Source organism: Cellulomonas sp. P2_B4, assembly GCF_056404795.1.
Map to the genome: position 1 here is coordinate 115,359 of NZ_JBFUDI010000004.1, position 24,491 is coordinate 139,849.

General features: G+C 71.5%; 27 protein-coding genes. 14 read left to right on the top strand and 13 right to left on the bottom strand.

What is annotated here, in order from left to right:
- Positions 1-4: 4 nt before the first annotated feature.
- Positions 5-1,135: a LacI family DNA-binding transcriptional regulator gene (locus AC1DZC_RS08395; protein ID WP_477042930.1), complete on the top strand. Its 1,131-nt coding sequence runs from the start codon at positions 5-7 to the stop codon at positions 1,133-1,135.
- A gap of 10 nt (positions 1,136-1,145) precedes the next feature.
- On the opposite strand, the gene AC1DZC_RS08400 is transcribed toward AC1DZC_RS08395, so the two are convergent.
- The 3 genes from AC1DZC_RS08400 to AC1DZC_RS08410 all read right to left on the bottom strand — a co-directional run bounded on the left by AC1DZC_RS08400 (position 1,146) and on the right by AC1DZC_RS08410 (position 4,747).
- Positions 1,146-1,787, bottom strand: coding sequence for a hypothetical protein (locus tag AC1DZC_RS08400; protein ID WP_477042931.1), 642 nt, complete (start codon positions 1,785-1,787; stop codon positions 1,146-1,148).
- A gap of 266 nt (positions 1,788-2,053) precedes the next feature.
- A complete protein-coding gene (locus tag AC1DZC_RS08405; protein ID WP_477042932.1) occupies positions 2,054-2,608 on the bottom strand; it encodes a DUF6318 family protein in 555 nt (184 codons plus the stop codon).
- A 426-nt stretch (positions 2,609-3,034) separates the two neighbouring features.
- Complete coding sequence (locus AC1DZC_RS08410) at positions 3,035-4,747, bottom strand: gamma-glutamyltransferase family protein (RefSeq protein WP_477043056.1); 1,713 nt, start codon at positions 4,745-4,747, stop codon at positions 3,035-3,037.
- A 226-nt stretch (positions 4,748-4,973) separates the two neighbouring features.
- On the opposite strand from AC1DZC_RS08410, the gene AC1DZC_RS08415 reads away from it, so the two are divergent.
- Positions 4,974-5,969 (top strand): GGDEF domain-containing protein, encoded by a 996-nt coding sequence (locus tag AC1DZC_RS08415; protein WP_477038422.1) that lies wholly within the window; start codon positions 4,974-4,976, stop codon positions 5,967-5,969.
- Here AC1DZC_RS08415 and AC1DZC_RS08420 read toward each other — a convergent pair.
- A complete protein-coding gene (locus tag AC1DZC_RS08420; RefSeq protein WP_477042933.1) occupies positions 5,942-6,406 on the bottom strand; it encodes a tRNA (cytidine(34)-2'-O)-methyltransferase in 465 nt (154 codons plus the stop codon). The two genes, AC1DZC_RS08415 and AC1DZC_RS08420, sit on opposite strands and share 28 nt — an antisense overlap.
- 59 nt (positions 6,407-6,465) lie before the next feature.
- On the opposite strand from AC1DZC_RS08420, the gene AC1DZC_RS08425 reads away from it, so the two are divergent.
- The 3 genes from AC1DZC_RS08425 to AC1DZC_RS08435 all read left to right on the top strand — a co-directional run bounded on the left by AC1DZC_RS08425 (position 6,466) and on the right by AC1DZC_RS08435 (position 8,216).
- Entirely contained in the window at positions 6,466-7,491 is a 1,026-nt protein-coding gene (locus tag AC1DZC_RS08425; RefSeq protein WP_477042934.1) for an aldo/keto reductase, read from the top strand.
- Positions 7,492-7,552: 61 nt separating this feature from the next.
- Positions 7,553-8,041: a nucleoside deaminase gene (locus AC1DZC_RS08430; protein ID WP_477038419.1), complete on the top strand. Its 489-nt coding sequence runs from the start codon at positions 7,553-7,555 to the stop codon at positions 8,039-8,041.
- 46 nt (positions 8,042-8,087) lie between these two features.
- Positions 8,088-8,216 carry a hypothetical protein gene (locus AC1DZC_RS08435; protein WP_477038418.1) on the top strand — a complete coding sequence of 43 codons (129 nt, stop codon included), beginning with the start codon at positions 8,088-8,090 and terminating at the stop codon, positions 8,214-8,216.
- Positions 8,217-8,220: 4 nt separating this feature from the next.
- Here AC1DZC_RS08435 and recQ read toward each other — a convergent pair whose 3' ends face one another.
- Positions 8,221-10,266 (bottom strand): DNA helicase RecQ, encoded by a 2,046-nt coding sequence (gene recQ / locus AC1DZC_RS08440; protein ID WP_477042935.1) that lies wholly within the window; start codon positions 10,264-10,266, stop codon positions 8,221-8,223.
- Between the two features lie 87 nt (positions 10,267-10,353).
- Here recQ and AC1DZC_RS08445 point away from each other — a divergent pair, with 87 nt between their 5' ends.
- The 6 genes from AC1DZC_RS08445 (at position 10,354) to AC1DZC_RS08470 (ending at position 14,043) form a co-directional block, all read left to right on the top strand.
- Positions 10,354-11,124, top strand: a complete 771-nt coding sequence (locus AC1DZC_RS08445; protein WP_477038416.1) for an SDR family NAD(P)-dependent oxidoreductase — start codon at positions 10,354-10,356, stop codon at positions 11,122-11,124.
- Between the two features lie 30 nt (positions 11,125-11,154).
- Positions 11,155-11,718 carry an orotate phosphoribosyltransferase gene (pyrE, locus tag AC1DZC_RS08450; RefSeq protein ID WP_477042936.1) on the top strand — a complete coding sequence of 188 codons (564 nt, stop codon included), beginning with the start codon at positions 11,155-11,157 and terminating at the stop codon, positions 11,716-11,718.
- Between the two features lie 14 nt (positions 11,719-11,732).
- Entirely contained in the window at positions 11,733-12,419 is a 687-nt protein-coding gene (locus AC1DZC_RS08455; protein WP_477042937.1) for a DUF3137 domain-containing protein, read from the top strand.
- A 43-nt stretch (positions 12,420-12,462) separates the two neighbouring features.
- Positions 12,463-13,029: a LemA family protein gene (locus AC1DZC_RS08460; RefSeq protein WP_477038413.1), complete on the top strand. Its 567-nt coding sequence runs from the start codon at positions 12,463-12,465 to the stop codon at positions 13,027-13,029.
- A 252-nt stretch (positions 13,030-13,281) separates the two neighbouring features.
- Positions 13,282-13,677 (top strand): MarR family winged helix-turn-helix transcriptional regulator, encoded by a 396-nt coding sequence (locus AC1DZC_RS08465; protein WP_477042938.1) that lies wholly within the window; start codon positions 13,282-13,284, stop codon positions 13,675-13,677.
- 78 nt (positions 13,678-13,755) lie between these two features.
- Positions 13,756-14,043, top strand: a complete 288-nt coding sequence (locus tag AC1DZC_RS08470) for a DUF3027 domain-containing protein (protein ID WP_477042939.1) — start codon at positions 13,756-13,758, stop codon at positions 14,041-14,043.
- 17 nt (positions 14,044-14,060) lie between these two features.
- Here AC1DZC_RS08470 and AC1DZC_RS08475 read toward each other — a convergent pair whose 3' ends face one another.
- From AC1DZC_RS08475 to AC1DZC_RS08500, 6 genes are all read right to left on the bottom strand, one after another.
- Positions 14,061-14,846 (bottom strand): ABC transporter ATP-binding protein, encoded by a 786-nt coding sequence (locus AC1DZC_RS08475; RefSeq protein WP_477038410.1) that lies wholly within the window; start codon positions 14,844-14,846, stop codon positions 14,061-14,063.
- Complete coding sequence (locus tag AC1DZC_RS08480) at positions 14,843-15,877, bottom strand: FecCD family ABC transporter permease (protein ID WP_477042940.1); 1,035 nt, start codon at positions 15,875-15,877, stop codon at positions 14,843-14,845. The genes AC1DZC_RS08475 and AC1DZC_RS08480 overlap by 4 nt, the downstream gene beginning before the upstream one ends.
- Positions 15,874-16,914, bottom strand: coding sequence for a FecCD family ABC transporter permease (locus AC1DZC_RS08485; protein WP_477042941.1), 1,041 nt, complete (start codon positions 16,912-16,914; stop codon positions 15,874-15,876). Before AC1DZC_RS08485 ends, AC1DZC_RS08480 begins: the two co-directional genes overlap by 4 nt.
- 4 nt (positions 16,915-16,918) lie before the next feature.
- Positions 16,919-17,959 (bottom strand): ABC transporter substrate-binding protein, encoded by a 1,041-nt coding sequence (locus AC1DZC_RS08490; RefSeq protein WP_477042942.1) that lies wholly within the window; start codon positions 17,957-17,959, stop codon positions 16,919-16,921.
- 67 nt (positions 17,960-18,026) lie between these two features.
- The gene (locus AC1DZC_RS08495) at positions 18,027-18,812 is read right to left on the bottom strand and encodes an HAD-IIA family hydrolase (RefSeq protein WP_477042943.1); all 786 of its coding nucleotides are present in this window, start codon (positions 18,810-18,812) and stop codon (positions 18,027-18,029) included.
- Complete coding sequence (locus tag AC1DZC_RS08500; RefSeq protein WP_477038405.1) at positions 18,809-19,570, bottom strand: VTT domain-containing protein; 762 nt, start codon at positions 19,568-19,570, stop codon at positions 18,809-18,811. The genes AC1DZC_RS08495 and AC1DZC_RS08500 overlap by 4 nt, the downstream gene beginning before the upstream one ends.
- A 78-nt stretch (positions 19,571-19,648) precedes the next feature.
- Between AC1DZC_RS08500 and AC1DZC_RS08505 the strand changes: the two genes are divergently transcribed.
- The gene (locus tag AC1DZC_RS08505) at positions 19,649-20,275 is read left to right on the top strand and encodes a TrmH family RNA methyltransferase (RefSeq protein WP_477042944.1); all 627 of its coding nucleotides are present in this window, start codon (positions 19,649-19,651) and stop codon (positions 20,273-20,275) included.
- A gap of 93 nt (positions 20,276-20,368) precedes the next feature.
- On the top strand, positions 20,369-21,403 hold the full coding sequence (fbaA, locus tag AC1DZC_RS08510) for a class II fructose-bisphosphate aldolase (protein WP_477042945.1): 1,035 nt from the start codon (positions 20,369-20,371) through the stop codon (positions 21,401-21,403).
- Positions 21,404-21,452: 49 nt separating this feature from the next.
- Here fbaA and AC1DZC_RS08515 read toward each other — a convergent pair whose 3' ends face one another.
- A complete protein-coding gene (locus tag AC1DZC_RS08515; RefSeq protein WP_477038402.1) occupies positions 21,453-21,854 on the bottom strand; it encodes an STAS domain-containing protein in 402 nt (133 codons plus the stop codon).
- Positions 21,855-22,024: 170 nt separating this feature from the next.
- On the opposite strand from AC1DZC_RS08515, the gene AC1DZC_RS08520 reads away from it, so the two are divergent.
- Positions 22,025-24,055: a SpoIIE family protein phosphatase gene (locus AC1DZC_RS08520; protein WP_477042946.1), complete on the top strand. Its 2,031-nt coding sequence runs from the start codon at positions 22,025-22,027 to the stop codon at positions 24,053-24,055.
- On the opposite strand, the gene AC1DZC_RS08525 is transcribed toward AC1DZC_RS08520, so the two are convergent.
- On the bottom strand, positions 24,052-24,423 hold the full coding sequence (locus tag AC1DZC_RS08525; protein ID WP_477038400.1) for an STAS domain-containing protein: 372 nt from the start codon (positions 24,421-24,423) through the stop codon (positions 24,052-24,054). The genes AC1DZC_RS08520 and AC1DZC_RS08525 overlap by 4 nt on opposite strands.
- Between the last annotated feature and the right edge of the window lie 68 nt (positions 24,424-24,491).

The window sequence follows — 24,491 nt, forward strand, 5'->3', positions numbered from 1 at the left end:
CCAGATGGACGAGCGTCCACTTTCGCGGATGAAATTCGTGACACAACATCGTACTGATCGGTACGAATCTGCGGATCTGGCAGACGTGGAAGCGTTTGCCCCCTACCCTCCGATCATGACTGTGACGCTGAGCGACGTGGCGCGCGAGGCTGGCGTCTCGCTCGCCACCGCGTCGCGGGCGATCAATGGCTCCGCGAGCCGCACCGTCGGCGCCGAGCTGCGCGACCGTGTCCTGGCCGCCGCCCTGCGACTGCGCTACACGCCTGACGCGAACGCTCAGGCCATGGCACGCGGCCGGACGACCTCGCTCGGCCTGCTGGTCCATGACATCGCCGACCCGTACTTCTCCGCGATCGCCGCCGGTGTCGCCGAGGCCGCCGACGCCGCCGGCTTGCAGATGACCCTCGCGAGCAGCCGGAACGACGCCGCGCGCGAGATCGACCTCATCCACCTGATGCGTCGTCAGCGCACCCGCGCGATCATCGTCTCCGGCGGTCGCAGCGCCGACGTCGAGATCAACGACCAGCTCCGCCTGGCGCTCGCCGACTACCGCGCGACCGGCGGCACCGCCGCGCTCATCGGGCAGCCCATCCTCGGCGTGAACACCGTCGTCGTGAACAATGCACACGGCGCCACGCAGCTCGCGCGGACGCTGCACGACCTCGGCTACCGCCGGTTCGCGATCATCGCAGGCCCCGAGGAGCACCTTCCGTCGCGCGACCTTCGCGAGGCATTCGCCTTCGCCCTGCGCGAGCGCGGTACCGAGATTCCCCACGACGCGATCGTCCACACTCCGTTCTCCCGCGAGGGCGGCGAAGAGGGGATGAACACCCTGATAGCGCGGGGGCCGCTGCCCGAGCTGGTGTTCGCCGTCGCCGACATGCTGGCGCTCGGTGCCATGGCCGTGATGCGGAAGGCCGGCATCCGCGTCCCCCAGGACGTCGCCCTCGCCGGCTTCACCGACCTTCCGACCCTGCGGGACGTCTCCCCGGCCCTGACGACCGTACGCATCCCTCTGCGGGACCTCGGCCGATTGGCCACCGAGCTCGCCCTCGCAGAGCCCGCCGAGGAGCCCGAGATCCGGACAGTCCTCACCGAGGTCATCCTCCGCGACACCACCCCGCGCCTGCGCTGAGCCTCGTTCTTCAGCAGCCGACCTGCCGCGGGTCCTCGTTGCAGTCCTTCGCGACGAGGTGCGAGCGCCGCTCCACGATCTCGAACGGTGCCGCGGTGCTCGTCGTCTGGGCCGTCCCGACGACGTCGTGCCAGTCGTCGTCACCGTCCACGCGATAACGCCCCGACCACGTCGTGGTGAGCGTGACCGCGGCCGTCCCGAGCTCCCGGTACGCGTGGACGACGTCCTGGTTCGGGTAGGCGTGGCCGGGGCTCGTCGTCGTGAGGTGCTGGGCGCCGTCGCCGAAATCCCACGTGAACTGCGTCGGGGTCGCGACGACGTCGACGCCGTACCCGAGCAGCGTCGTGCGGAACGTCTGCTCGGCCGGGTCGGTGAGCACGATCGTGTCCATGTTGACCAGCACCCACCCCCGGTCGGGCTGCACCTGGATCGTCGACGGCGCGATCGGCAGCACCCGGAAGTCCGCGGCACTCAGCTGCGGGAGCAGCTCACCGGGACACCCGCCGGGCGCCGCGTAGACGTAGGGCTCCCACTCCGCCGTGACCGCCGTGCGCGTGTGCCGCCACAGCGGCATGACCGGCGGGTCGCCCGCACAGTCGTTCAACGGCACCGTCGGTCCGGCGCAGGGTCCGTTGAGCTCCGTGTCGGTCAACGTCGCCGCCTGATCCTGCAACCCCGCCGGCCCCGGCGGCTGACACGCAAGCCCGCGCCGATACTCGAACAGTCGCTCTTCGGGTCGAGCGCCGGCATTCTGCGCGCGCAAGGCCCGCTCGCCCTCGAACGCCGAAAGCCTGACCACAGACTTGTCGGCGGTTGCTGACGTCTGGCCCGTGATCCCTTCCGTCTCGGCAAGGGCACCACCGGCAGAAACCAGAATGAGCGCGCATGAGGTGACTGCGACGATCCCACGTCTCAGCTTCATGAGCCGGCCGGGTGGACGTCGACCTCTCGAACAGACCAGGCGGCTCCGTCCCAGCCGAGCCCGATGAGCAGAGTGAAGTCTTGGGCGGGTCCCGTGTCGACGATCGCATCGGAGTCGTCGTGCTCGAACAACTCACCCTGAGTGGCGCGAACATCCACTGTGTAGAAGGCCTGTGGATTTACCTCGGTCCCGTGCATCTCGTGAATGGCGACGACGCCGCCCGTTTGGCGGTGGCCCGCAGCGTGCATCGTCGCAGCGCCATCGCTGACGCTCCCGCAGAAGACGCACGCATCATCGCTGACCGCGTCCCAGGCTTCGAGGTCACCCGTCGCATAGACGTACGGATAGAGACCGAGGAAGTACTCGGCGACAACCGCGGCGCCATCAGCAGTCGGCGGCCCATCCATTGCCGACGGGCGCTCTGGCTTCACGGTCACGTCGACCGCATCGGGCGTTGGGGTTGGCGTGGGCGCCGGGGTGGGGGCTGGCGACGTCGCCGTCGTCGGATCCGGGTCCTTCTCAGCGTTGCTGGTGCAGGCCGCGGTGAGCATCAACGCTCCCACGAGCGCCACTGACGCGAGCGATCGACGAGTCCTACTCCCCCTGAGCATGCGGTGAACCTACCGAAACCGGACACCGTCCGTCCGGCGTTCTCCACAATCCCGCATCTCGATCGCCTGGCCTGCTAGCGCGGACCAGACCGACCTCCGGTCTGGTCTCGACTCGCGGAATGCGTCGACCTAGCCGCGCTTGCGACAGGAGTGAACTGCTGGGGCGTCGGAGCTGCCACATCCGTGCACATCCGTCACTAGAGCGGCTAGATCCGCACATCTGGCAGACGAGAACGCGTCCGAGCCCCAACGTGAGCGGTCAGGGGCAACGTCGGCGTTCGGGAACTCCATCGGTCGGGCGCGCAGCACTCGCCGCGCGGACCGTTCGACGCACTCGGGCGTTCCGGCGCGCACAGACCAGCAACCTCAGCGGCCGGCGGCGTAGCCCTGCATGCCTCGGGGGTTGGCGGCGGCGACCAGGAGGCCGTCGGGGCGGATGCCCGCAGCGCTCAGGCGGCCGAGCGACCAGGGGCCGGCGTCGTGGACGGCATGGCCGCGGCCGGCCAGGGCGGTCAGGACGCGGGCGCCCAGGCGGGACTCGGCGACGACTCCGCGGGGCGTGTGAGTGCGCGGGTAGAACGAGCTCGGGATGTGGGTGGAGTGCCAGGTGGGCGCGTCGATCGCGGCCTGCAGGTCGAGGCCGCCGAGCAGCAGCCGAAGCAGGAACGGGACGGTCCACTGGTCCTGCTGGTCACCGCCGGGGGTGCCGAACGCGATGCCCGTGCCGTCGTCGTCGAGAAGCATGCCGGGGCTCAGGGTGGTGCGGGGGCGACGGCCAGGGGCAAGGGAACCGGGCAGGCCGGGCTCGAGCCAGAACATCTGCGCGCGCGTGGGCAGCGAGAACCCGAGGCCGGGAACGACCGGGCTCGACTGGAGCCAGCCGCCGGACGGGGTGGCCGAGACGCGGTTGCCCCAGCGGTCGACGACGTCGATGTGGCAGGTGTCGCCGCTCGGGGGGCGGGCGGTGGTCACGGGTTCTCCGACCCCGGGGGCGGAGCCGACGACGTGCGCCGACCCCCACAGGCTCGCGGCGAGGTGCGGGGTTCGGCCCTCGGGGGAGCCTGGCAGCAGACCCTCGGCCGCCGTGGCGCCGACGAGCAGGGCGCGGTCGGCGGCGTACGACGAGGACAGGAGCGTGGCCAGCGGGACGTCGGGCGCGTCGCCGTACCAGGCCTCGCGGTCGGCGAACGCGAGCTTGGCCACCTCGACGACGGTGTGCACGAGGTCGACGGGGTCGACGTCGGGCGTGATGCCGAGGGCCTCGAGGATGGCCAGCTGCTGCAGCAGCACCGGCCCCTGGCCCCAGGCGGCGGTCTTGTGGACGGTCCGCCCGGCGAACCGGACGCTCGCCGTGGGTTCCTCCGTGGCCCGCCAGGCCGCCAGGTCGTCGGCCCGCAGGAACCCGGTGTGCTCGCGGCCCGACGAGTCCAGCACCGGGGTGCCCGACACGAACGAGTCGATGGCGTCGGCGACGAAACCCTCGTAGAACGCGCGCCGGGCGGCCTCGATCTGCTGCTCGCGAGTCCCCGACTGCGAGGCCAGCCGGGAGAGCGTGTCCGCCAGGACCGGGTTGCTGAACCGCGTGCCGGGGGACGGGACCGGGAGGTAGACCTCGGCCGACGAGGGCCAGTGGTCAGTGAACAGGTCGGCGACGGCGCTGATCGTGTCGGTCGCGTCGGGGACCAGGGGGAACCCGTCCCGGGCGTAGGCGATGGCGGGCGCGAGCACGTCGGCCAGCGGGAGCGTGCCGTACCGGGCCAGGAGGTCGAGCCAGGCGCCGAACGCACCGGGCACGACGGCGGCCAGGTGACCGGTCCCGGGGACGAGGTCGAGCCCGAGGTCGTGGTACGCCTCGATCGTCGCCAAGGCCGGTGCCGTGCCCTGCCCACAGATCACGAACGTGTGCCCGTCGGACGCGCGGTGGCCGAGCAGGGGGGCGTCGCCCCCGAGGCCGTTCATGTGGGGTTCGACGACGGTCAGCGTGAACCCGGCCGCAGCGGCGGCATCGAACGCGTTGCCACCAGCCTCGAGCACCCGCATCCCGACGCCCGACGCCAGCCAGTGCGTCGAGGCGACCATGCCCAGGGTCCCCGACAGCACGGGGCGTGTGGTGAACACCCTCCGATACTGCCTCAACCCGACGGGGTAGCACCGCTCGCGCGTCGAATCGGCTCCATGATGACGACCGGGCCGGGCGATCGGCACGCTGAGTGCCCGGACCCGTTCGTGAATGCTCGGTGAAATCCTGGGCGAACGCTCCGGCCGATGCCCGAATTGCCCGCTGACCTGCATCGATACTCCTCTGGTGGATTCCGAGCTGACCGTGCTGACCCAACGCCTCTCCGCTGCGGTCGGCGACTACCGGTCGGCCGCGGCCACGACGATCGCCGACCTGGCGCACCCCGTCGAGGTCGTCGACGCGACGCTGCCGGTCGCGCAGCTCGAGGTCGTCTTCCGGTCCGCGCACGTGGCGAGCGTGGCGGTCCGGGACCTCACCGATCCTCACCGGGTCGGGCTGGTCACCCGACCCCGGTTCACGGCCGCGATGACGGGCCGGCTCGGCTTCGGGCGGGCGGTCTACGCGCGTCGCGAGACGTCCGAGATCGCCGACTGGGCTCCGATGGTCGTCGAGCCTGCCGCCCCCGTCTCGGAGGTCGCCGTCCGCGCGATGGCGCGCTACGACGACCGTCGCTACGACGACGTCCTGGTGGCCGACGACGTCTGGCGGATCGTGTCGACCGCAGACCTCGTGCGGTCGCTGTCGACGCTCCTCGCGGTCCGGTCGCTGCACGATGCGCTCACCGGTCTGCCGCACCGCTCGATGTTCGTGCACGCGCTGGGCCTTCGGTGCGCGTCGACCCTGGGCTCGTCGTCCCGCGTCGTCGTCCTGCTGCTCGACGTCGCGGGATTCGCCCGGCTGAACGCGGCTCACGGCCAGCAGTTCGGGGACGTCGTGCTGACGGCGCTCGCGGCGCGGCTGCGCAGCGGTGTCCCTGCCGGGTGCGAGGTCGCCCGCACGGCCGGCGACGAGTTCGCGGTGCTCGCCACCATGCCCGCGGCCGCGTCGCAGGAGCACGCCGTCCGGCTCGCCGACGACCTTCGTCGGACCGTGCTTGCCGTGGCCTCCGAGCCGCCCGCGGGGATCACCGCCGAAGGGTGGCCGGCCCTGCACGCAGCGGTCGTCTGCTCGGCACCAGGGTCGGCGCACCCCGACGAGCTCTTCCGCGCCGCTCAGGCCCGACTGCGGCTCGCCAAGGAGTCGCGCGCCGCGCTTCAGGCGCCGCCCGGGAAGCCGAGCTGACGCCACGCCTCGTAGATCCCGACCGACGCGGCGTTGGAGAGGTTCATCGACCGACGGCCCGGCACCATCGGGATGCGCAGCTGGTCGGTGACGCGGGGGTCGGACAGGACCTCGTCGGGGAGCCCGGTGGGCTCAGGGCCGAACAGCAGGACGTCGTCGGGCGTGTACCGCACGTCGGTGTGGAAGCGGGTGGCCTGCGTGGTGAAGGCGTAGACGTCGTTCGTCGGCAATGCCCCCCAGAGCGCGTCCAGGGACGGATGGACGACGACGTGCGCGAGGTCGTGGTAGTCCAGGCCAGCGCGTCTCAGCTTGGCCTCCGAGAGGTCGAAGCCGAGCGGCTCGACCAGGTGGAGGGCGGCGCCGGTCCCGGCCGAGAGGCGGATCGCGGCGCCGGTGTTGCCGGGGATCCGCGGCTCGAAGAAGACGATGTGCAGCACGGGCCGAATTGTCGCACCGCCGGGTTAGCGTGTTCCGTTCGCCCATTCGAGAGGACCCCATGTACCAGGCTGCCGATTCCCGCTACGACGCGATGACCTACCGCAGGACCGGCCGTAGCGGCCTGTCGCTGCCGGGACTGTCGCTGGGTCTGTGGCACAACTTCGGTGACACGACCCCGCTCGAGACGCAGCGGGCGGTGCTGCGTCGTGCGTTCGACCTCGGCGTCACGCACTTCGACCTGGCCAACAACTACGGCCCGCCGTACGGCTCCGCCGAGGAGAATTTCGGGCGGCTGTTCGCGCAGGACCTGCGCCCGTACCGCGACGAGCTCGTCATCTCCTCCAAGGCCGGCTACGACATGTGGCCCGGTCCCTACGGCGACGGCGGCTCGCGCAAGTACCTGCTCTCGTCGCTGGACCAGTCGCTCGCGCGCCTCGGCCTGGACTACGTCGACATCTTCTACTCCCACCGGCCCGACCCCTCGGTGCCGCTCGAGGAGACGATGGGCGCGCTGCACACAGCGGTGACCAGCGGTCGGGCGCTGTACGCGGGCATCTCGAACTACTCGCCGTCGGACACGCGGGCCGCGCACCAGATCCTCAAGGACCTCGGCACGCCGCTGCTCATCCACCAGCCGTCGTACTCGATGTTCAACCGGCACGTCGAGCAGGTCGCCGACGGGCAGGCCGAGAACCTTCTCGACGTCGTCGGCGACCTCGGCATCGGGACGATCGTCTTCTCTCCGCTCGCGCAGGGCATGCTCACCGACCGCTACCTCTCCGGTGACGTTCCGGCCGACTCCCGCGCGGCCGTCGGGCACTTCCTCAAGCCGACCCAGCTGTCCGAGACGTACCTCTCGCGCGCGAACGCGCTGAACGAGATCGCGCTCGGCCGCGGCCAGACACTGGCGCAGCTCGCGCTGTCGTGGGTCCTGCGCGACGACCGCATCACGTCCGCGCTCATCGGCGCCTCGTCGCCCAAGCAGCTCGAGGACAACGTCGCCGCGCTGTCGGCCCCGGCGCTGACCGCCGACGAGATCGCCGCGATCGAGCCGCTGGCCGTCGACGGCACCGGAAAGCGGTAGCGGACCGATTCACCGTGCCCGGCGCTCCGCGCAGTGGGCGCCGGCACGGTAGAACGGCTCCATGAGTCTCGACGACATCGATCGTGCCCATCTCGCCCGCGCCGTCGTCCTCGCGCGGGAGGCGCTCCTCGACGGGGACGAGCCGTTCGGCAGCGTGCTCGTCGACGCGGACGGGGTCGTCCGGTTCGAGGACCGCAACCGCACGAAGGACGGCGACCAGACCCGCCACCCGGAGTTCGAGATCGCCCGCTGGGCCGCCGACAACCTGACCCCCGACGAGCGCGCGACAGCGACCGTCTACACGTCCGGCGAGCACTGCCCGATGTGCTCGGCCGCGCACGCGTGGGTCGGCCTCGGGCGCATCGCGTACGCGGCGTCGTCCGAGCAGATCAGCGGGTGGCGGGCGTCGTGGGGCGGCCAGCCGAGCCCCGTCGCTGCGCTGCCGATCCAGGCCATCGCACCGGGACTCGTCGTCGACGGGCCGGAACCGAGCCTCGAGGACGAGGTCAAGGAGCTGCAGCGGCGGTCGTTCGAGCGCGGAACGCCCTGAGCGAACGGCTTGCCGGGCCCTCAGGGAGCGGGGTTATGGTCGAGGCATGAGTCCAGTCGATGTCCTCGTGGTCTCCGGCGCGATCGGCGCCGTTCTTGTCGCAGCCGGCGCGGTGCTCACCAGGCCGCAGCGCGTTCCTGTGCGGGTCCGGCACGACGACGAGGACCAGCGCTGACGTTCTAGGCGGGTGCGGCCACCTCGGCCAGCACCGCGAGCAGTCCCGGTCCGTGCCGCTCGAGTTTGGCGGCGCCGATCCCGCTGATGGTGCCCAGTGCCTCCAACGACGTCGGTCGCTGGGAAACCACCTCGCGCAGCGTCGCGTCGTGGAACACCACGTAGGCAGGCACGCCCTGCTCCTTCGCGACGACCGCGCGCCACGCCCGCAGGGCCTCGAACACGGCGACACCCTCGTCGGACAGGTCTGCGGTAGCCGCGGCCTTGCCGCGCGTGCCGCGTGAACGCACGATCTTCTCCGTCTCGCGACGCAGCCGCACCTCGCGCTCGCCCCGCAGCACGGACGCGCTCTCGGGCGCGAGCCGGATGGTGCCGTAGCCGTCGGAGTCGACGCCCAGCAGCTCGAGCGCGAGCAGCTGGCGGACCACGCCGCGCCACTCGGCCTCCGACACGTCCGCGCCCAGACCGAACGTGCTCAGCGACTCGTGGCCGAGCGATGTGATCCGCGGCGTCACCTTGCCGCGCAGGATGTCGATCAAGTGGCCTGCGCCGTACCGCTGGTTGCGCTGCTCCAGGCGGACCACGGTCGACAGCAGCTTCTGCGCGGCGACGGTCCCGTCCCACGACTCCGGCGGGGTCAGGCACGTGTCGCAGTTGCCGCACGGCTGGGAGGCCTGCCCGAAGTAGTTGAGCAGCTGCACGCGACGGCACTCGACGGTCTCGCACAGCGCGAGCATCGCGTCCAGGTGTGCCGTCAGCCGGCGCTTGTGCGCGGCATCGCCCTCGGAGGTGTCGATCATCCGGCGCTGCTGGACCACGTCCGCCAGCCCGTAGGCGAGCCAGGCGGTCGACGGCAGCCCGTCGCGTCCGGCGCGGCCGGTCTCCTGGTAATAGCCCTCGACGGACTTGGGCAGGTCGAGGTGCGCGACGAACCGCACGTCCGGCTTGTCGATCCCCATGCCGAACGCGATCGTCGCGACCATCACGACGCCGTCCTCGCGCAGGAACCGCGACTGGTTGCGCGCGCGCACCTGCCGGTCGAGGCCCGCGTGGTACGGCAGGGCGGTCACGCCTCGCTCGACGAGGAACTGGGCGGTCTGCTCGACCGAGTTCCTCGACAGACAGTAGACGATGCCCGCATCGCCCTCGTGCTGGGTGCGCAGGAGGTTGAGCAGCTGGTCGCGCGGCTTGTCCTTGGGCGCGATCCGGTACTGGATGTTGGGCCGGTCGAAGCTCGCGACGAAGTGCCGGGCGTCCCCGAGCTGCAGCCGCTGCGCGATCTCGGCGTGCGTCTGGTCGGTCGCCGTGGCAGTCAGCGCGATCCGCGGGACCTCGGGCCAGCGCTCGTGCAGCATCGACAGCTGCAGGTAGTCCGGCCGGAAGTCGTGGCCCCACTGAGACACGCAGTGCGCCTCGTCGATGGCGAACAGGGCGACCGTGCCGCGGTCCAGCAGCTCGACGGTCTCGCGCACGCGCAGCCGCTCGGGCGCGAGGTAGAGCAGGTCCAGCTCGCCGGCGAGGTAAGCGTCCTCGACCTTCCGCCGCTCGAACGACTGCTGCGTGGAGTTGAGGAAGCCCGCGCGCACCCCGAGCGCGGACAGGGCGTCCACCTGGTCCTGCATCAGGGCGATGAGCGGCGAGATGACGACGCCGGTGCCCTCGCGGACCAGCGACGGCACCTGGTAGCACAGCGACTTGCCGCCGCCCGTGGGCATCAGGACGAGCGCGTCGCCGCCCCGGATGACGGTCTCGACGATGTCCGCCTGCTCGCCGCGGAAGTCGTCGTACCCCCAGACGTCGTGCAGCACGGTCGCAGCCGCGGCGACGGCCTCCTCGGGCGAGAGCACCTGCGCGACGGCTCGCGGGATGTCGGGGCGCGGGGGAGGCGCGGGACGGTCGCGACGAGGAGAGGGCGAACCGCCCGCCCCGCGCGGCTCGGGCCCGGGGACGTACGGCTCCTCGAGGTCCGGCGGTGGGGCGTCGTAGAACGGGTCGAACGGTGGTTCGTCGTCGAGCGGCCATTCCCCGCCGCCATCCCACGCCTCCGTCACGCGCACACCCTACGTTCCCGCGCCGACAACCCGGCCCGTGCCGTCCACAGAACGCGGGTCTCCGGACCGCTCCGTAGGGTGGTGCCCATGGGAACCGCACTGATCACCGGCGCGTCCGCGGGGCTCGGCCTCGAGTTCGCCTGGCAGCTGGCCACCGCCAAGCACGACGTCGTCCTGGTGGCCCGCGACGAGGAACGTCTGCAGCGCCTGGCCGGACAGCTGGAGGCGGCCGCGGGCATCCGCGCCGAGGTGCTCGTCGCCGACCTCTCGGTCCGGGAGGACGTCGAGCGCGTCGCCGAGCGGCTGCGTTCCGACGAGAAGCCCGTCGGCCTGCTGGTGAACAACGCGGGCCTCGGGCTGAACCAGCGGTTCGTCGGCGGTGACCTCGCGCGTGAGGAGGCGGCGCTCGCGGTCATGGTCTCCGCGGTGCTCGTGCTGTCGCACGCCGCCGCCGGGGCGATGGTGGCGCGCGGGCGCGGGGCGATCCTCAACATCGCCTCGGTCGCCGCCCTGCTCGCGTCCGGCACCTACTCCGCGCACAAGGCCTGGGTGCGCTCGTTCACCGAGGGGCTGGCCGTCGAGCTCGACGGCACCGGCGTCACCGCGACCGCCCTGTGCCCCGGGTTCGTGCACACCGAGTTCCACGCGCGCGGCGCCATCGACGTGTCCGCGTACCCGGAGATCGCGTGGCTGAACGCCGAGGACGTGGTCGCCAAGGGGCTTTCCGACGTCCGCCGCGGGGTCGTGATCTCCACGCCGAGCGTCCGGTACCGCATGGCGTCGGCGGCAGCCCGGATGAGCCCGCGGTTCGCGATCCGCCGGTTCGGGCGCTACCGCAAGGCCATCGAGGGCGCCTGAGCCGGCGCGTCCACCGGTAGCCTGACCGCCGTGACCTCCACGCCTCGCGAGCAGCTGCTCGAACTGATCAAGGACCTCGCCGTCGTGCACGGGAAGGTCACGCTCTCGTCGGGCCGCGAGGCCGACTACTACGTGGACCTGCGCCGCGTGACGCTGCACCACGCGGCCGCGCCGCTGATCGGGCACCTGATGCTCGACCTGCTCGAGGAGGTCGGCCTCGGCACCGCCGAGATCGATGCCGTCGGCGGGCTCACGCTCGGTGCCGACCCCGTCGCGACCTCGCTGCTGCACGCGGCTGCGTCGCGCGGCCAGGAGCTCGACGCGTTCGTCGTGCGCAAGGAGGCCAAGGCGCACGGCATGCAGCGGCAGATCGAGGGCCCCGACATCGCGGGCCGGCGCGTGGTCGTCCTCGAGGACACCTCGACCACGGGCGGGTCGCCGATCCAGGCCGTCGAGGCCGCGCGGGCGGTCGGCGCGGACGTGCGGGGCGTCGCGGTGATCGTCGACCGGGCCACCGGGGCGCAGGCCAAGATCGAGGCGCTCGGCGTGCCGTACCACTACCTGTTCAGCCTGTCCGACCTCGGCCTGGCCTGAGGAAGGACGCACGCATGGGCGTCGGGGTGCTGTTCGTCCTCTTCGCCGTCGGCCTGATCGGGTTCGTCGCCGTCGGCTGGTGGGCGTCGGTCAAGCGACGCGAACGGCTGCAGAGATGGGCCCAGGTCAACGGCTGGACGTTCACGTCGAGCGACCGTTCCCTCGTCGACTTCTCCCGCGCCCAGCCGTTCGGCGTCGGCCACTCCAAGAAGGCCACCGAGGTGCTGGCGGGCCGGTACGACGGTCACTCGGCGCTGTCGTTCACCTACCGGTGGACCACGGGCAGCGGCAAGGAGGCCTCGACGCACACGGCGCACGTCGTCGGCGTGGTGCTCCCGGCCTTCCTGCCGACCGTCGAGGTCACGCCCGACGGGCTCGGCGCCAAGCTGGCCAAGATGGTCGGCGCCCAGGACATCCAGTTCGAGTCCGAGGACTTCAACAAGGCGTTCCGCGTGGCCTCGTCGGACCCCCAGGTGGCCCACGCGATCGTGCACCCGCGCTTGATGGAACGGATGCTGCGCGCCGATGCCCGCGGGTCCTGCTGGCGCATCGAGGGGACATGGATCCTGACCTGGGCCACGGGCTCGACCGACCTCGACCGGCTCGCGTCCCGGCTTGCCCTGCTCAGCGCGGTCGTGCGTTCCGTCCCGCGGCACGTGTGGCTCGACCACGGATTCGACCCTCTGACCTCGACCGTCTGACCGATACGCTGCCCTGACCGACCTCATCCACGGAGGAAAACACGTGTCTGGTCTCATCGTCCTGATCATCATCGTCGTGATCGTCGTCATCCTGCTGCTCTGGGCCGTCGGGATGTACAACGGCCTGGTCCGGCTGCGGAACCTGGTGCAGGAGGCGTGGCGCCAGATCGACGTCGAGCTGAACCGTCGCCACGACCTGATCCCCAACCTCGTCGAGTCCGTGAAGGGCTATGCGGCCCACGAGCGTGGGGTCTTCGACGAGGTCGCGCGCGCACGCGCCGCCGCCGCCGCTCCCGGGTCCGGCCCGGCCGAGCAGGCGCAGCAGGAGAACCAGCTGACCCAGGCGCTCGGTCGCCTGTTCGCGGTCGCCGAGGCCTACCCGGTCCTGCGCGCGAGCGAGAACTTCCAGCAGCTGCAGGCCGAGCTGACCAACACCGAGGACCGCATCGCCGCCGGCCGCCGGTTCTACAACGCCAACGTGCGCTCGCTGAACACCAAGGTCGAGTCGTTCCCGTCGAACATCGTCGCCAACATGTTCCACTTCGAGCGCGCCGAGTACTTCGAGGTCGAGGACCCGCAGGTCCGCCAGGCGCCGACCGTCAGCTTCTGAGCCTGCCGAACGGCAGCTTCGCGGCGCGGCCGGGTTTCGACGAGGTCGCACCGCTGTTCGCCGCGTGAGCCGCGGTCGTGCAGCCGACGGCGCCCACTGTTCGCGACGGCGCCAGCAGCACAGGGCGCCGTCGGCGCGAGCGGGCGCCGTCGGCGCGAGCTGACGGTCGCGTACGGACCAGTTCCGCACGGAGCAGGCCATCGTGCTCCGGGAACCCTGCTGCGTCGCGGGCGTCAGTGCTAGAACGTGGTCATGGCAAAGCCCCAGGCTCCGATCGGGTTGCTGCTGCGGACGCTCGACGGCCTCATCGACCAGCGGTTCGAGCAGGTGCTCGGCGAACGGGACGTGTCCCGTCGGCAGTGGCAGCTGCTGCGGACCCTCACCGAGGGTCCGGCGTCGGCGGACGTCCTGAGCGAGCGGGTGGCGGTCTTCCTCGGCGACGACACCGTGCAGGAGCACCTCGATCCGCTCGTCGCGCGTGGCTACGTCGAGGGAGCCTACGCCCTGACCGAGGCCGGCCGCTCGTTCGTCGACGAGCTCGCGCTCGCGGTCGGCGCGATCAGGGAGCTGACCGTGCGCGGGCTCGCGGAGGGCGAGTACGACCGGACGGTCGCCACGCTCCAGGCAATGATCGACAACCTGCGCTAGCACGCGGCCGTGCGAGTGAATCCCGTGGGCCGGGAGGCCGGCGCCCCGTAGGGTCCGCGTCGGCAAGAGGGGGCACAGATGGCCGACGATCCACTCGACAGAGTCGCCCGCGCCGAGGTCGACGCCGCCCACGCGCACTGGGTGAGCACCCTGCCGCTCCACCGCAACACCTCCGACCCTGGATACCTCGAGCGCTGGTACGCCGAGCAGTGCGGCGGATGCCGGTACTGGTTCCCGCTCGACGGCCCGCTCGGCGACGACTGGGGTGCGTGCTCGGGCGCGAACTCGCCGCTCGACGGAAGGGTGACGTTCGAGCACGACGGGTGCGTGGCCTTCGAGCGCGGTGCGGGCAGGCCGTTCGCATGAGCGCCTAGACGGGTCCGCTAGCTGCGCCGCAGCAGCGGGATCACCAGCGGGGTGTGCGACTCCGGGTCCTCGATGACCCGGCACGGGACGTCGAAGACGTCCTCGACGATCGCGGGCGTGATCACGTCGGACGGGGCGCCCGAGGCGACGACCCGGCCGTCCTTCATCGCGATGATGTGCGTCGCGTAGCGGGCGGCCTGGTTGAGGTCGTGCAGGACGGCGACCAGGGTGCGGCCATCAGCCTCGTTGATGCGCCGGAACAGCTCCAGCACGTCGATCTGGTGCGCGATGTCGAGGAAGGTCGTCGGCTCGTCGAGAAGGAGCGTGCCGGTCTCCTGGGCGAGGGCCATGGCGACCCAGACGCGCTGCCGCTGACCGCCGGAGAGCTCATCGACCAGCCGTCCCGAGAGGTCGAGGATGTCGGTCGCGGTCATGGCCCGCAGGACCGCGGCCTCGTCCTCGGGGGACCAGCGGTCGAACACGCGCTGGTGCGGGAAGCGGCCGCGCGCGACGAGGTCGGCGACGCGGATGCCGTCGGGCGCCAGCGACGTCTGGGGGAGCAGCCCCAGCTCGCGGGCCAGCTCTTTGGGGTTGCGCTCGGCGATGTCGCGGCCGTCCAGGAGCACCGAGCCGTCGCGGGGCTTGAGGAGGCGGGCCATCGCGCGCAGCAGGGTCGACTTGCCGCAGGCGTTGGGGCCGATGATCGCGGTGAACGACCCCGCGGGCACGTGGGCGGTCAGGTCGGAGCTGATGACGCGCTTGTCGTACGCGAGCGTCAGGCCGTGGGCCTCGAGGGTGGTCATGAGCGTCGGTACTCCCGGATCAGAAGCCAGATGAGGTAGAGGCCGCCGAGCGTGACGGTGACCAGGCCGGTGGCGACGCCGACCCGTTGCGCGATGAAGTCGGCGGTCGTCAGCAGGACGGCGCCCATGAGTGCCGAGACCACGAGCGACGGCCCTGGCGTGCGGGCCAGGCGGTGGGCGATCTGGGGCGCGACGAGCGCGATGAACGCGATGGGACCGGCCGCCGCGGTGACCAGGGCGGCGAACGCGACGCCGAGGATCACGGCCGTCAGGCGCACGCGCTCGGCCCGGATCCCGTGGGCGCGGGCGGCGTCGTCGCCGAGCTCGAGCTGGCCCAGCGGACGGCTCACCAGGGCGAGCAGCGGCAGCAGGACGACCAGCACGATCGCGAACGGGACGAGCTGGGACCAGCCGAGCGCGGACAGCGAACCGGCGCCCCAGGCGGACACGAGCATGGCGGCCTCGGTGCTCACGCGCGTCATCAGGTAGTAGTTGAACGAGCTGAGCATGGCCGCGACGGCGATGCCGACGATGATCAGCCGGAAGCCCTGCGCGCCTCGTCGGTACGCCAGCAGGTAGACCGCGGCCGCGGTGACCAGCCCGCCGACGATCGAGCCGAGCGCGATGGTGGCGTACGACGTGCTGCCGACGACGAGCATCACGCAGAGCGCGCCCGTGTACGAGCCGGCGTCGAGCCCGATGACGTCCGGGCTGCCGAGGGGGTTGCGGGTCAGCGACTGGAAGACCGCGCCCGCCAGGGCGAGCGCGATGCCGCAGCCGATCGCGAACAGCAACCGAGGCAACCGCCACTCGACGACGAGCGTGTGCGCGCGCCGGCTGCCCCCGCCGGTCAGCGCGCTCACCACCTCGCCGATGCTCAGGTGGTAGGTGCCGACCGCGAGGCTGGCGACGCCGAGGACCAGGAGGACCGCGACGAGGACGGCGGAGACGACGAGCGCGTGGCGGTCGATGCGGGCGGACCGCCGCCCTCGGCGCAGGACGACGACCGGGCGTCCGAGGTCGAGGCTCACAGCCCGCTCGCCGTCCGTCGCCGGGCCAGCACGATGAGCACCGGGGCGCCGATGAACGCCGTGACCAGCCCGACCCGCAGCTCGCCGCTGGGCAGGATCACGCGGCCGACGATGTCCGAGACGAGCAGCAGGATGGACGCGCCGACCATCGAGTACGGGATGATCCAGCGCTGGTCGGGGCCGGTGAACCAGCGGACCGCGTGGGGGACCATCAGCCCGACGAACGCGATGGGCCCGGCGAGCGCGGTCGCCCCGCCGGCCAGGAGCGTCACGGCGACGATCGTCAGGATCCGGGTCGGCCCGATGCTCGCACCGAGCGAGCGACCCAGCTCGTCGCCGAGCGCGAGCGCGTTGAGCTGGCGGGCCAGGACCAGGGCGAGGACCAGGCCGACGACGATGAACGGGGCGATCGTGCCGAGCAGAGCGAGCGACCTGCCGCCGATGCTGCCGATGCTCCAGGCGAGGGTGTTGGCGAACAGCTGCTGGTCGCGCAGCTGGAGGATCTGGCTGATGCCCCCGGCGACGGCGGCGAGCGCGACACCGGCGAGCGTGAGCTTCTCGGGGGTCGCCTGGCCGCGGCCCGAGGCGCCGATGACGTAGACGAGCATCGTCGCCACGGCGGCCCCGGCGAACGCGAACCACACGTAGCCGGCGGCCGAGGTCAGGCCGAAGAACGCGATCGCGACCGTGATGGCGAGCCCCGCGCCCGCGTTCACGCCGAGGATCCCGGGGTCGGCCAGCGGGTTGCGCGTGTACGCCTGGATGAGCGCGCCGCACACGCCCAGGGCGGCACCCGCGACGAGCCCGACGGCCGTGCGCGGGATCCGCAGCTCCCAGATGATCAGGTGGTTCTCGGACCCGTCGTTGCCGACGAGGGCCGACAGGACGTCGGGCACCGAGATCGCCTTGGCGCCGATCATGATGCTCAGCACGCAGACGACCGCGAGCACGACCACCGCCAGCACCAGCCCGAGGGTGCGCGCAGCAGCGCCGTGCGAGATGCCGGCGCTGCTGCGGGTGTCGGTGGTCGTGCTCAACGGGTCAGGACGACGTCTTCAGGTGCGACGCGATCTCCGGGACGATCTTGTCCAGCTGCCACGGGATGCTCAGGACGGTCGGCGCGGACGAGGCCCACGCGAGCGCCTGGTCGTCCATGAAGTAGTACGAGCCGTCCTTGATCGGGCCCCACGACGCGACGAGCGGGTTCTCGACTGTCCGTGCCTCGTCGCCCGGCTGGTCGATCCACGCGAGGTGGAACTGGGACTCGACGGTGCTGAGCTCCTCGAGGCTGACCGAGCCGTAGAACTGGTCGGGCGAGGCCTTGCCCAGGTCCGCGACCTGCGGCGACGGGACGAACCCGAGCTGCTCGATCACCTGCACGCGAGGGTCCTGCGGGAAGTAGAAGTCGAACGCGGTCGCGCCGTCGGCGAGGTACCAGCCGTAGGTGAACGTGACGCCCTGGAACTCGGGGTGCAGGTCGGCCTGGGCCTTGATCGCGGCGTCGGTCGAGTCGATGAGCGTCTGCGCCTGCGACTCCTGGCCCATCGCCTTGCCGACCGTGAGGGTCAGCTCCTTCCAGTCCGACGTCCACGGCGCGTCGGCGTACGCGACGGTCGGCGCGATGTCGGACAGACGCTTGTACTCGTTCTCCGTGATGCCCGAGTGCGGCGCCAGGATCAGGTCCGGCTCGAGGCCCAGGACCTGGTCGAAGTCGACCTCGTCGGCGTCGGTGTACGTCACGATCTCCGGCAGCTCGCCGCCCAGCTCGTCCACCGTGTCGACGAACCACGGCAGATACTTGTCGACGGTGCCCCACGTGAAGTCGGTGGTCCCGACGGGCACGGTGCCCAGCGCGGCGACGACGTCCTGTGCCGCCCAGCCGATCGTGACGATGCGCTCCGGCTTCGCCTCGATCGTCGCCTCGCCCAGGGCGTCCGTCAGGGTGACGGGGAACGCGCCGGTGTCAGCGTCGGCGGTGCCGGTGCTCTCGTCCGACGGTGTCGAGTCGGAGCTGCACCCGGAGAGCGCCAGGGTGAGCGCCGCCGCAGCGACGACGAGCAGACGGGCGGGCTTGAGCGACATAGGGCGTCCTAACCTTGGGCGGGATACGACCGAAGGTTAGGACAGGTTTACCTAATGGACCAAACGTTCAGATCCGGGCGACGAGGTCCGCGACCGAGTCGACGACCTCGCTGGGCCGGAACGGGAAGCGCTCGATGTCGGCGACCCCGGTCGAGCCCGAGAGCACGAGGAACGTACGCAGGCCCGCCTCGATCCCGGCGACCACATCGGTGTCCATCCGGTCGCCGACCATGACCGTGGTCTCGGAGTGGGCGTCGATCCGGTTGAGCGCGCTGCGAATCATCATCGGGTTCGGCTTGCCGACGAAGTACGGCTGCCGCCCGGTCGCTGCGGAGATCATCGCCGCGACCGCACCCGTGGCCGGCAGGTCGCCCTCACGGCTCGGGCCCGTCACGTCGGGGTTCGTCGCGATGAACCGCGCACCGCCCTGGATCAGCCGGACGGCCTGCGTGATGGCCTCGAACGAGTAGGTGCGCGTCTCGCCCAGCACCACGAAGTCGGGCTGCGTCCCGGTGAGGGTGTAGCCGGCCTCGTACAGCGCGGTGGTCAGCCCGGCCTCGCCGATCACGTAGGCCGAGCCGCCGGGCATCTGGTCGGTGAGGAACTGGGCGGTCGCCAGCGCCGAGGTCCAGATGGCGTCCTCGGGCAGGTCGATCCCCGAGCTCGCCAGGCGCGCCCGCAGGTCGCGCGGCGTGAAGATGGAGTTGTTGGTGAGCACCAGGAACGGGCGGCCGCCGTCGCGCAGGGCGCGCACGAACTCGGCGGCACCCGGGATCGCGGTCCCCTCGTGCACGAGCACGCCGTCCATGTCCGAGAGCCAGGAGCGGATCTCGCGCGGACCGTGGTGCGTCATGCGCCGAAGGCCTTCTTCTCGACGGCGTCGCGCTCCGCCTGCTCGTCGTACCGCTCGTCGCGCTCCTCGGCGACGCCCAGCCCCTTCTTGGCCCGACGACGCTTGCGCCACACCTCGACGATGATCGGCAGCACCGAGAAGAAGACCACGAGGACGAGCAGCGCCTCGATGTTGTCCTTGATGAAGCCGATGTTGCCCAGCAGGTAGCCGAGGAACGTCACGCCACCGGCCCAGAGCACCACGCCGATGAGGTTCCAGAGGGCGAACTGGCGGTACTTCATCTTGCCGACGCCGGCCGCGACCGACGCGTACGTGCGCACGAACGGGATGAACTGCGCCACGATCAGCGTGCGGCCGCCGTACCTGTCGAAGTAGGCGTAGGTCTGGTCGATGTACTTCTGCTTGAAGAACCGGGAGTCCTCCTTGGCGAACACCTTCGGTCCGGCGGTCCGCCCGATGAGGTACCCCGTCTGCGTCCCCGCGTAGGCCGCGACGATCAGCAGGCCCATCAGCGCCCAGATGCTGATCTTCACGTCGAGCTGGTCCTGCGCCACCAGCGCACCCGCGGTGAACAGCAGGGAGTCGCCGGGCAGGATCGGGAACAGCAGGCCGACCTCGACGAAGATCACGGCCATGATGCCGAGCAGCACCCACTTGCCGAACGAGTCGATGAGGTGCTGGGCGTCGAGGTAGTCGGTGATGGACGCGTGCACCGGGCCCAGGGCAGGCAGGGCGGTGGCGAGGGCGTCAGTCAGCATGTGCCCAGCGTACGGGGCGGCTCGTGCGTGCCCCGTGGGTGGCCTGTGCGGACCGTGTGCGCCGTCTACGGTGGCGGCGTGGACCAGGAGCGCGTGGAGGTCGGGGTCGGGCCGTGGCCGGGGGAGTGGCCGTCGGACGACCGGTTCGACCCGGTGCTGCTGGCCGAGGGGGACCGGCGCAACGTCGTCGACCGCTACCGGTACTGGTCGCTGGAGGCGATCGTCGCCGACCTCGACACCCGCCGGCACCCGTTCCACGTGGCCATCGAGAACTGGGCGCACGACCTCAACATCGGCTCGGTCGTCCGCACCGCCAACGCGTTCCTGGCGGCCGAGGTGCACATCGTCGGCAACCGCCGCTGGAACCGTCGCGGGGCCATGGTCACCGACCGCTACCAGCACGTGCGGCACCATCCGACGGTCGACGACCTTCTGGCCTGGGCCTCGTCGTCGGGGATCCCGGTGCTCGGCATCGACAACCTGCCCGGATCCGTCCCGCTGGAGGGCTACGCGCTGCCGCGGGAGTGCGTGCTGCTGTTCGGGCAGGAGTCGGTGGGGCTCTCCGACGAGGCCCGCGCGGCCGCCGTCGACGTCCTGCACATCGCCCAGTTCGGCTCGACGCGCTCCATCAACGCAGGCGCCGCGGCGGCGATCGCCATGCACGCGTGGATCGCCCAGCACGCCGGTCCACCCCCGTCGGTGTGACGAACAGAGGTGTCCACGGGACCAATGGCCCCGGCGGCGGCGTCGGGAATCGTGCCAGAATCGCTGCGATAACCCCCCTCTAGCTCGCAGGAGATGCTGCAGATGGCCATCGCCACCCCCGAGGTCTACGCCGAGATGATCGACCGGGCGAAGGCGGGCAAGTTCGCCTACCCGGCCGTGAACATCACGTCGTCCCAGTCCGTCACGGCTGCGCTGCAGGGCTTCGCGGAGGCCGGTTCCGACGGGATCATCCAGGTCTCCGTCGGCGGCGCCGAGTACGCGGCAGGCTCGACGGTCAAGGACCGCGTCTCGGGCTCGCTGGCCCTCGCGGCCTACGCGACCGAGGTGGCCAAGGGCTACCCGATCACCGTGGCGCTGCACACGGACCACTGCGCCAAGCAGAACCTGGACTCCTGGGTCCGCCCGCTGCTGGCCCTCGAGATCGAGCAGGTCAAGGCCGGCAAGCTCCCCACGTTCCAGTCGCACATGTGGGACGGCTCGTCGGTCCCGCTGGACGAGAACCTGGTCATCGCCGAGGAGCTCCTCGAGCTCTCGGTCGCCGCCCGCACGATCCTCGAGATCGAGGTCGGCGTCGTCGGTGGCGAGGAGGACGGCCACACGGCCGAGATCAACGACAAGCTGTACACGACCGTCGAGGACGGCCTGGCCACGGTCAAGGCGCTCGGCTCGGGCGAGAAGGGCCGCTACCTGACGGCCCTGACGTTCGGCAACGTGCACGGCGTCTACAAGCCCGGTGCGGTCAAGCTGCGCCCGTCGATCCTCGCCGAGATCCAGAAGGCCGTCGGCGACGCGATCGGCGTCGAGAACCCGTTCGACCTGGTGTTCCACGGCGGCTCCGGCTCCACCGAGGCCGAGATCTCCGAGGCTGTCGACAACGGCGTCATCAAGATGAACATCGACACGGACACGCAGTACGCGTTCAGCCGTCCCGTGGCGGACCACTTCTTCCGCAACTACGACGGCGTGCTCAAGGTCGACGGCGAGGTGGGCAACAAGAAGGCCTACGACCCGCGCGCCTGGGGCAAGCTGGCCGAGGCCGGCATGGCCGCCCGCATCGCCGAGGCGAGCCGCCAGCTCCGCTCGGCCGGGCAGTCGCTCAGCGCCTGATCCCCGCGTCTGACGTGCGAAGGGCCCCTCGTCCGCGAGGGGCCCTTCGTCATTCCCCGACGGGCTGGAAGTCGGCCTCGTCGTCGGACTCGACCACGTCGAGCAGCTCGCCGATCCGCGTGACGTCGAGCAGGAACCGCACGTGCGGGGGCACCCGGATCATGCGGACCCGGTGCTGGGAGCGGATGGACAGGCGCGCGAGGAACGCCACGCCCGACGAGTCCATGAACGTGACGTGGTGGGCGTCGACCTCGATCGGCAGGCCGATCTGCTCGGCCTCGGCCGTCGCCTCCTGCAGCTCGGCGCCGAGGTCGGCGTCGACCTCGCCCGAGAGCACGATGCGGGTGGACTCGGAACCCACGATGACGTGCACCGCTCCCGGCTCGCCGACGATCCCGGGCGTCTGGGCCTCGGCGGGCCCATCGGGGATCGTGCTGTTACCGTCGCGCACGGCGCTCCTTCGGTGTCGGGCGGCGGACAGAACGCCGCATTCTCGACGACTGGCCTGTCCGGAACGCTAGACGATCGGAGGTGGTGGTGGTCAATCCCCCTGAGCCACCGATACCCGATCGGGCCCTCGCCGACCTGCGGGATCGGGCTCTGAGTGCTACTTCGGTGCCGATGGCCCTGCTGGATGCGACCCCGCCGGGGATGCCTGTCGTCTGGGTCAACGACGCGTTCGAGAAGGTCACCGGGTACGGCGTCGCGGAGGCCCGGCGGCGGCAGGACGCGGTCGTCGAGGACTCGGCCCTCGGGCCGCCGGACCTCAGCGAGATCCAGGACGCCATCGCGGCGGGACGTGCGGTCTCGCAGACGCTCACGCTGCGCCGCGCCGACGGGTCGCGACTGACGTGCCGGGCGGTGCTCTCGCCGGTGCGCGCGGCCGACGGCACGCTCACGCACTGGGTCGTCGCGCTCCAGGACCTCACCGAGCAGCTGACGCACGACGCGGAGCAGGCCGCCCTCGTCGAGTCCGAGCGCCGGGAGCGGCGGAGCCTGGGCCTCATCGCGCAGGTGTCCGACCTGCTCATGGACGTGGACGACCCGCACGCGCTGCGCGAGATCGCCTCGATCCTGCGCCGCTCGGTGGTCGGCTGGGCGCAGTTCTACCTCGACGACGGCGGGCTGCGACCGACGGACGGGATCGTGTCCGGGCAGGTGCTGACGGGTCGCACGCCCCGCCACCGCAACGTCCTGCGGCCGCGCGAGCACGATGCGGTCCAGCTCCTGCTCGACGGGCAGAACGACCGGCCGTTCGACCTGGCCGTCGACGGCTCGTCCACGGTCGGCACCGCGTCGGCCTGGCTCGCGCGGCACGTCGTCGAGCAGCTCGACGCGCTCGCGGCCGACGCCGCGCACACGCGCCCGGACGGGGACGTCGTCGTGTTTCCCGTGCCCGGCCGGCGCCGCGTGCTCGGGGTGCTCGTCGTGGTCGTCGTCGGTGGCCTGCGCGGGCTCGAGCCCCAGGCGCGCACGGTCCTGGAGCTGACCGCGCGGCGCGTGGGACTCGTCGTCGACAACGCACGCCTCTACGACCGCGAGCACCGGTTGGCCGAGACGCTGCAGCGCGCGATGCTCCCCGAGCAGGCCGAGGTCGACGGGCTGGACGTGTGGACGTACTACGCGCCGAACTCGGAGAACGCCCAGGTCGGCGGCGACTGGTACGACGTGCTCCAGGTGTCGTCGGACGTGGTCGGCGTCGTGATCGGGGACGTCGTCGGCCACGACGTCGAGGCCGCCGCCGCGATGGGCCAGCTGCGCTCGGTCGTCCGCTCGTACATGTTCGACATCACCACCCCGGGCCCGGTGCTGGAGCGGGTCGATCAGCTCGTGGCCGGCATGCGCGTCCCGCGCCCGGCGGGGCTGGTCCTGTCGACGCTCACTAGGACGGGTGACCTCTGGGAGGTCCAGTACTCGCGCGCGGGCCATCTGCCGGCGCTGCTCGTGCGCGACGGTGTGGTGACCGCCCTGGACGGCTCGGCCGGCTCGCTCATCGGCTTCGGCGGCAAGCCGCGCACCACCGACTCCGCCCAGCTTCGGCCCGGCGACGTGCTGCTCTACTACACCGACGGCCTCATCGAGCGCCGTGATCGTGGGCTTCGCGACGGGCTCGCGGCGCTCTCGTCGGTGGCCGCCGGGATCACCGCGCTCGACGCCGCCGGGGTGGGCGAGGAGCTCCTGTCGCGGCTGGCCGACCACCCCGAGGACGACGTCGCGGTCGTGGTCGTGCGCGTGCCGTCGGCGAAGGACAGCTCGTCGCAGGCCCGCAGCCCGCGGCGTCGGCGCTGGTCGCTGCCCAGCGAGCCGGCATCGATCGGTCGCGCCCGGCACGCGGTCGTACGCACCTGCCAGGCGTGGGGGATCCCCGAGTCCGCCAATGCCGAGCTGGTCGTCTCGGAGCTCGTCGCGAATGCTGTCCTGCACGGTTACGGCCACGTCTCGCTGCAGCTCTACGACACGGGCGACGGCCTGCGCATCGAGGTCGAGGACGCCAACCCGACGCCGCCCGTGACCACCGACGGTCACCCGGGGCGCGTGGGCGGGTTCGGGATGCAGATCGTGGAGCGGCTGGCCGACTGGGGCTGGCGGCAGTCGCGCGGCGGCAAGCTCGTCTGGGCGAAGGTGCGGCCGGCGTCGCTGCCGGAGGCCTAGGAGGGGGCCGCGGCGCCGTCCGGGCGGCGGAAGCCCGAGTCGGACGACCCCTTCTCGCAGTTGTGCTCCGTGTCGATCCGGAAGAGGTCGAGCGCGCCGCAGATCTCGATGACGAACAGGTCGCGCTGGTCGGCGCCGCGCAGGACGGTCGCACCGCCGCGCTTGCGGTTGGCGTCGGCGAGCGAGATGAGGAACGCCGCACCCGTCGAGTCCATGAAGCTGACCTCGCACATGTCGACGACGAGCAGCTGGTGGCGCAGACCGACCACGCGCGCGGCGATCTCCGGGAAGTGGTCGCGTTCGGCCAGGTCCAGGTCCCCGGCGACGGTGAGTGTCGTCGTCGTCGAGGAGGTCGAGATCTCGATCATCGGGTCCGCCCGTCGTCGGGAGGGTGGTTCAGGCGGTGCTCGCCCCTGCTTGCCGAACATCGGTCCAG

Excerpts from the sequence above, each read along its gene's own strand:
- AC1DZC_RS08465 (WP_477042938.1), top strand. The coding sequence starts at position 13,282 with ATGGCAAAGCCCCAGGCTCCGATCGGGTTGCTGCTGCGGACGCTCGAC.
- AC1DZC_RS08470 (WP_477042939.1), top strand. The coding sequence starts at position 13,756 with ATGGCCGACGATCCACTCGACAGAGTCGCCCGCGCCGAGGTCGACGCC.
- AC1DZC_RS08490 (WP_477042942.1), bottom strand. The coding sequence starts at position 17,959 with ATGTCGCTCAAGCCCGCCCGTCTGCTCGTCGTCGCTGCGGCGGCGCTC.
- AC1DZC_RS08425 (WP_477042934.1), top strand. The coding sequence starts at position 6,466 with ATGTACCAGGCTGCCGATTCCCGCTACGACGCGATGACCTACCGCAGG.
- AC1DZC_RS08430 (WP_477038419.1), top strand. The coding sequence starts at position 7,553 with ATGAGTCTCGACGACATCGATCGTGCCCATCTCGCCCGCGCCGTCGTC.
- AC1DZC_RS08520 (WP_477042946.1), top strand. The coding sequence starts at position 22,025 with ATGGCCCTGCTGGATGCGACCCCGCCGGGGATGCCTGTCGTCTGGGTC.
- AC1DZC_RS08445 (WP_477038416.1), top strand. The coding sequence starts at position 10,354 with ATGGGAACCGCACTGATCACCGGCGCGTCCGCGGGGCTCGGCCTCGAG.
- AC1DZC_RS08455 (WP_477042937.1), top strand. The coding sequence starts at position 11,733 with ATGGGCGTCGGGGTGCTGTTCGTCCTCTTCGCCGTCGGCCTGATCGGG.
- AC1DZC_RS08435 (WP_477038418.1), top strand. The coding sequence starts at position 8,088 with ATGAGTCCAGTCGATGTCCTCGTGGTCTCCGGCGCGATCGGCGCCGTT.
- AC1DZC_RS08475 (WP_477038410.1), bottom strand. The coding sequence starts at position 14,846 with ATGACCACCCTCGAGGCCCACGGCCTGACGCTCGCGTACGACAAGCGC.
- AC1DZC_RS08395 (WP_477042930.1), top strand. The coding sequence starts at position 5 with ATGGACGAGCGTCCACTTTCGCGGATGAAATTCGTGACACAACATCGT.
- AC1DZC_RS08525 (WP_477038400.1), bottom strand. The coding sequence starts at position 24,423 with ATGATCGAGATCTCGACCTCCTCGACGACGACGACACTCACCGTCGCC.
- fbaA (WP_477042945.1), top strand. The coding sequence starts at position 20,369 with ATGCTGCAGATGGCCATCGCCACCCCCGAGGTCTACGCCGAGATGATC.
- AC1DZC_RS08500 (WP_477038405.1), bottom strand. The coding sequence starts at position 19,570 with ATGCTGACTGACGCCCTCGCCACCGCCCTGCCTGCCCTGGGCCCGGTG.
- AC1DZC_RS08405 (WP_477042932.1), bottom strand. The coding sequence starts at position 2,608 with ATGCTCACCGCGGCCTGCACCAGCAACGCTGAGAAGGACCCGGATCCG.
- AC1DZC_RS08495 (WP_477042943.1), bottom strand. The coding sequence starts at position 18,812 with ATGACGCACCACGGTCCGCGCGAGATCCGCTCCTGGCTCTCGGACATG.
- AC1DZC_RS08410 (WP_477043056.1), bottom strand. The coding sequence starts at position 4,747 with ATGGTCGCCTCGACGCACTGGCTGGCGTCGGGCGTCGGGATGCGGGTG.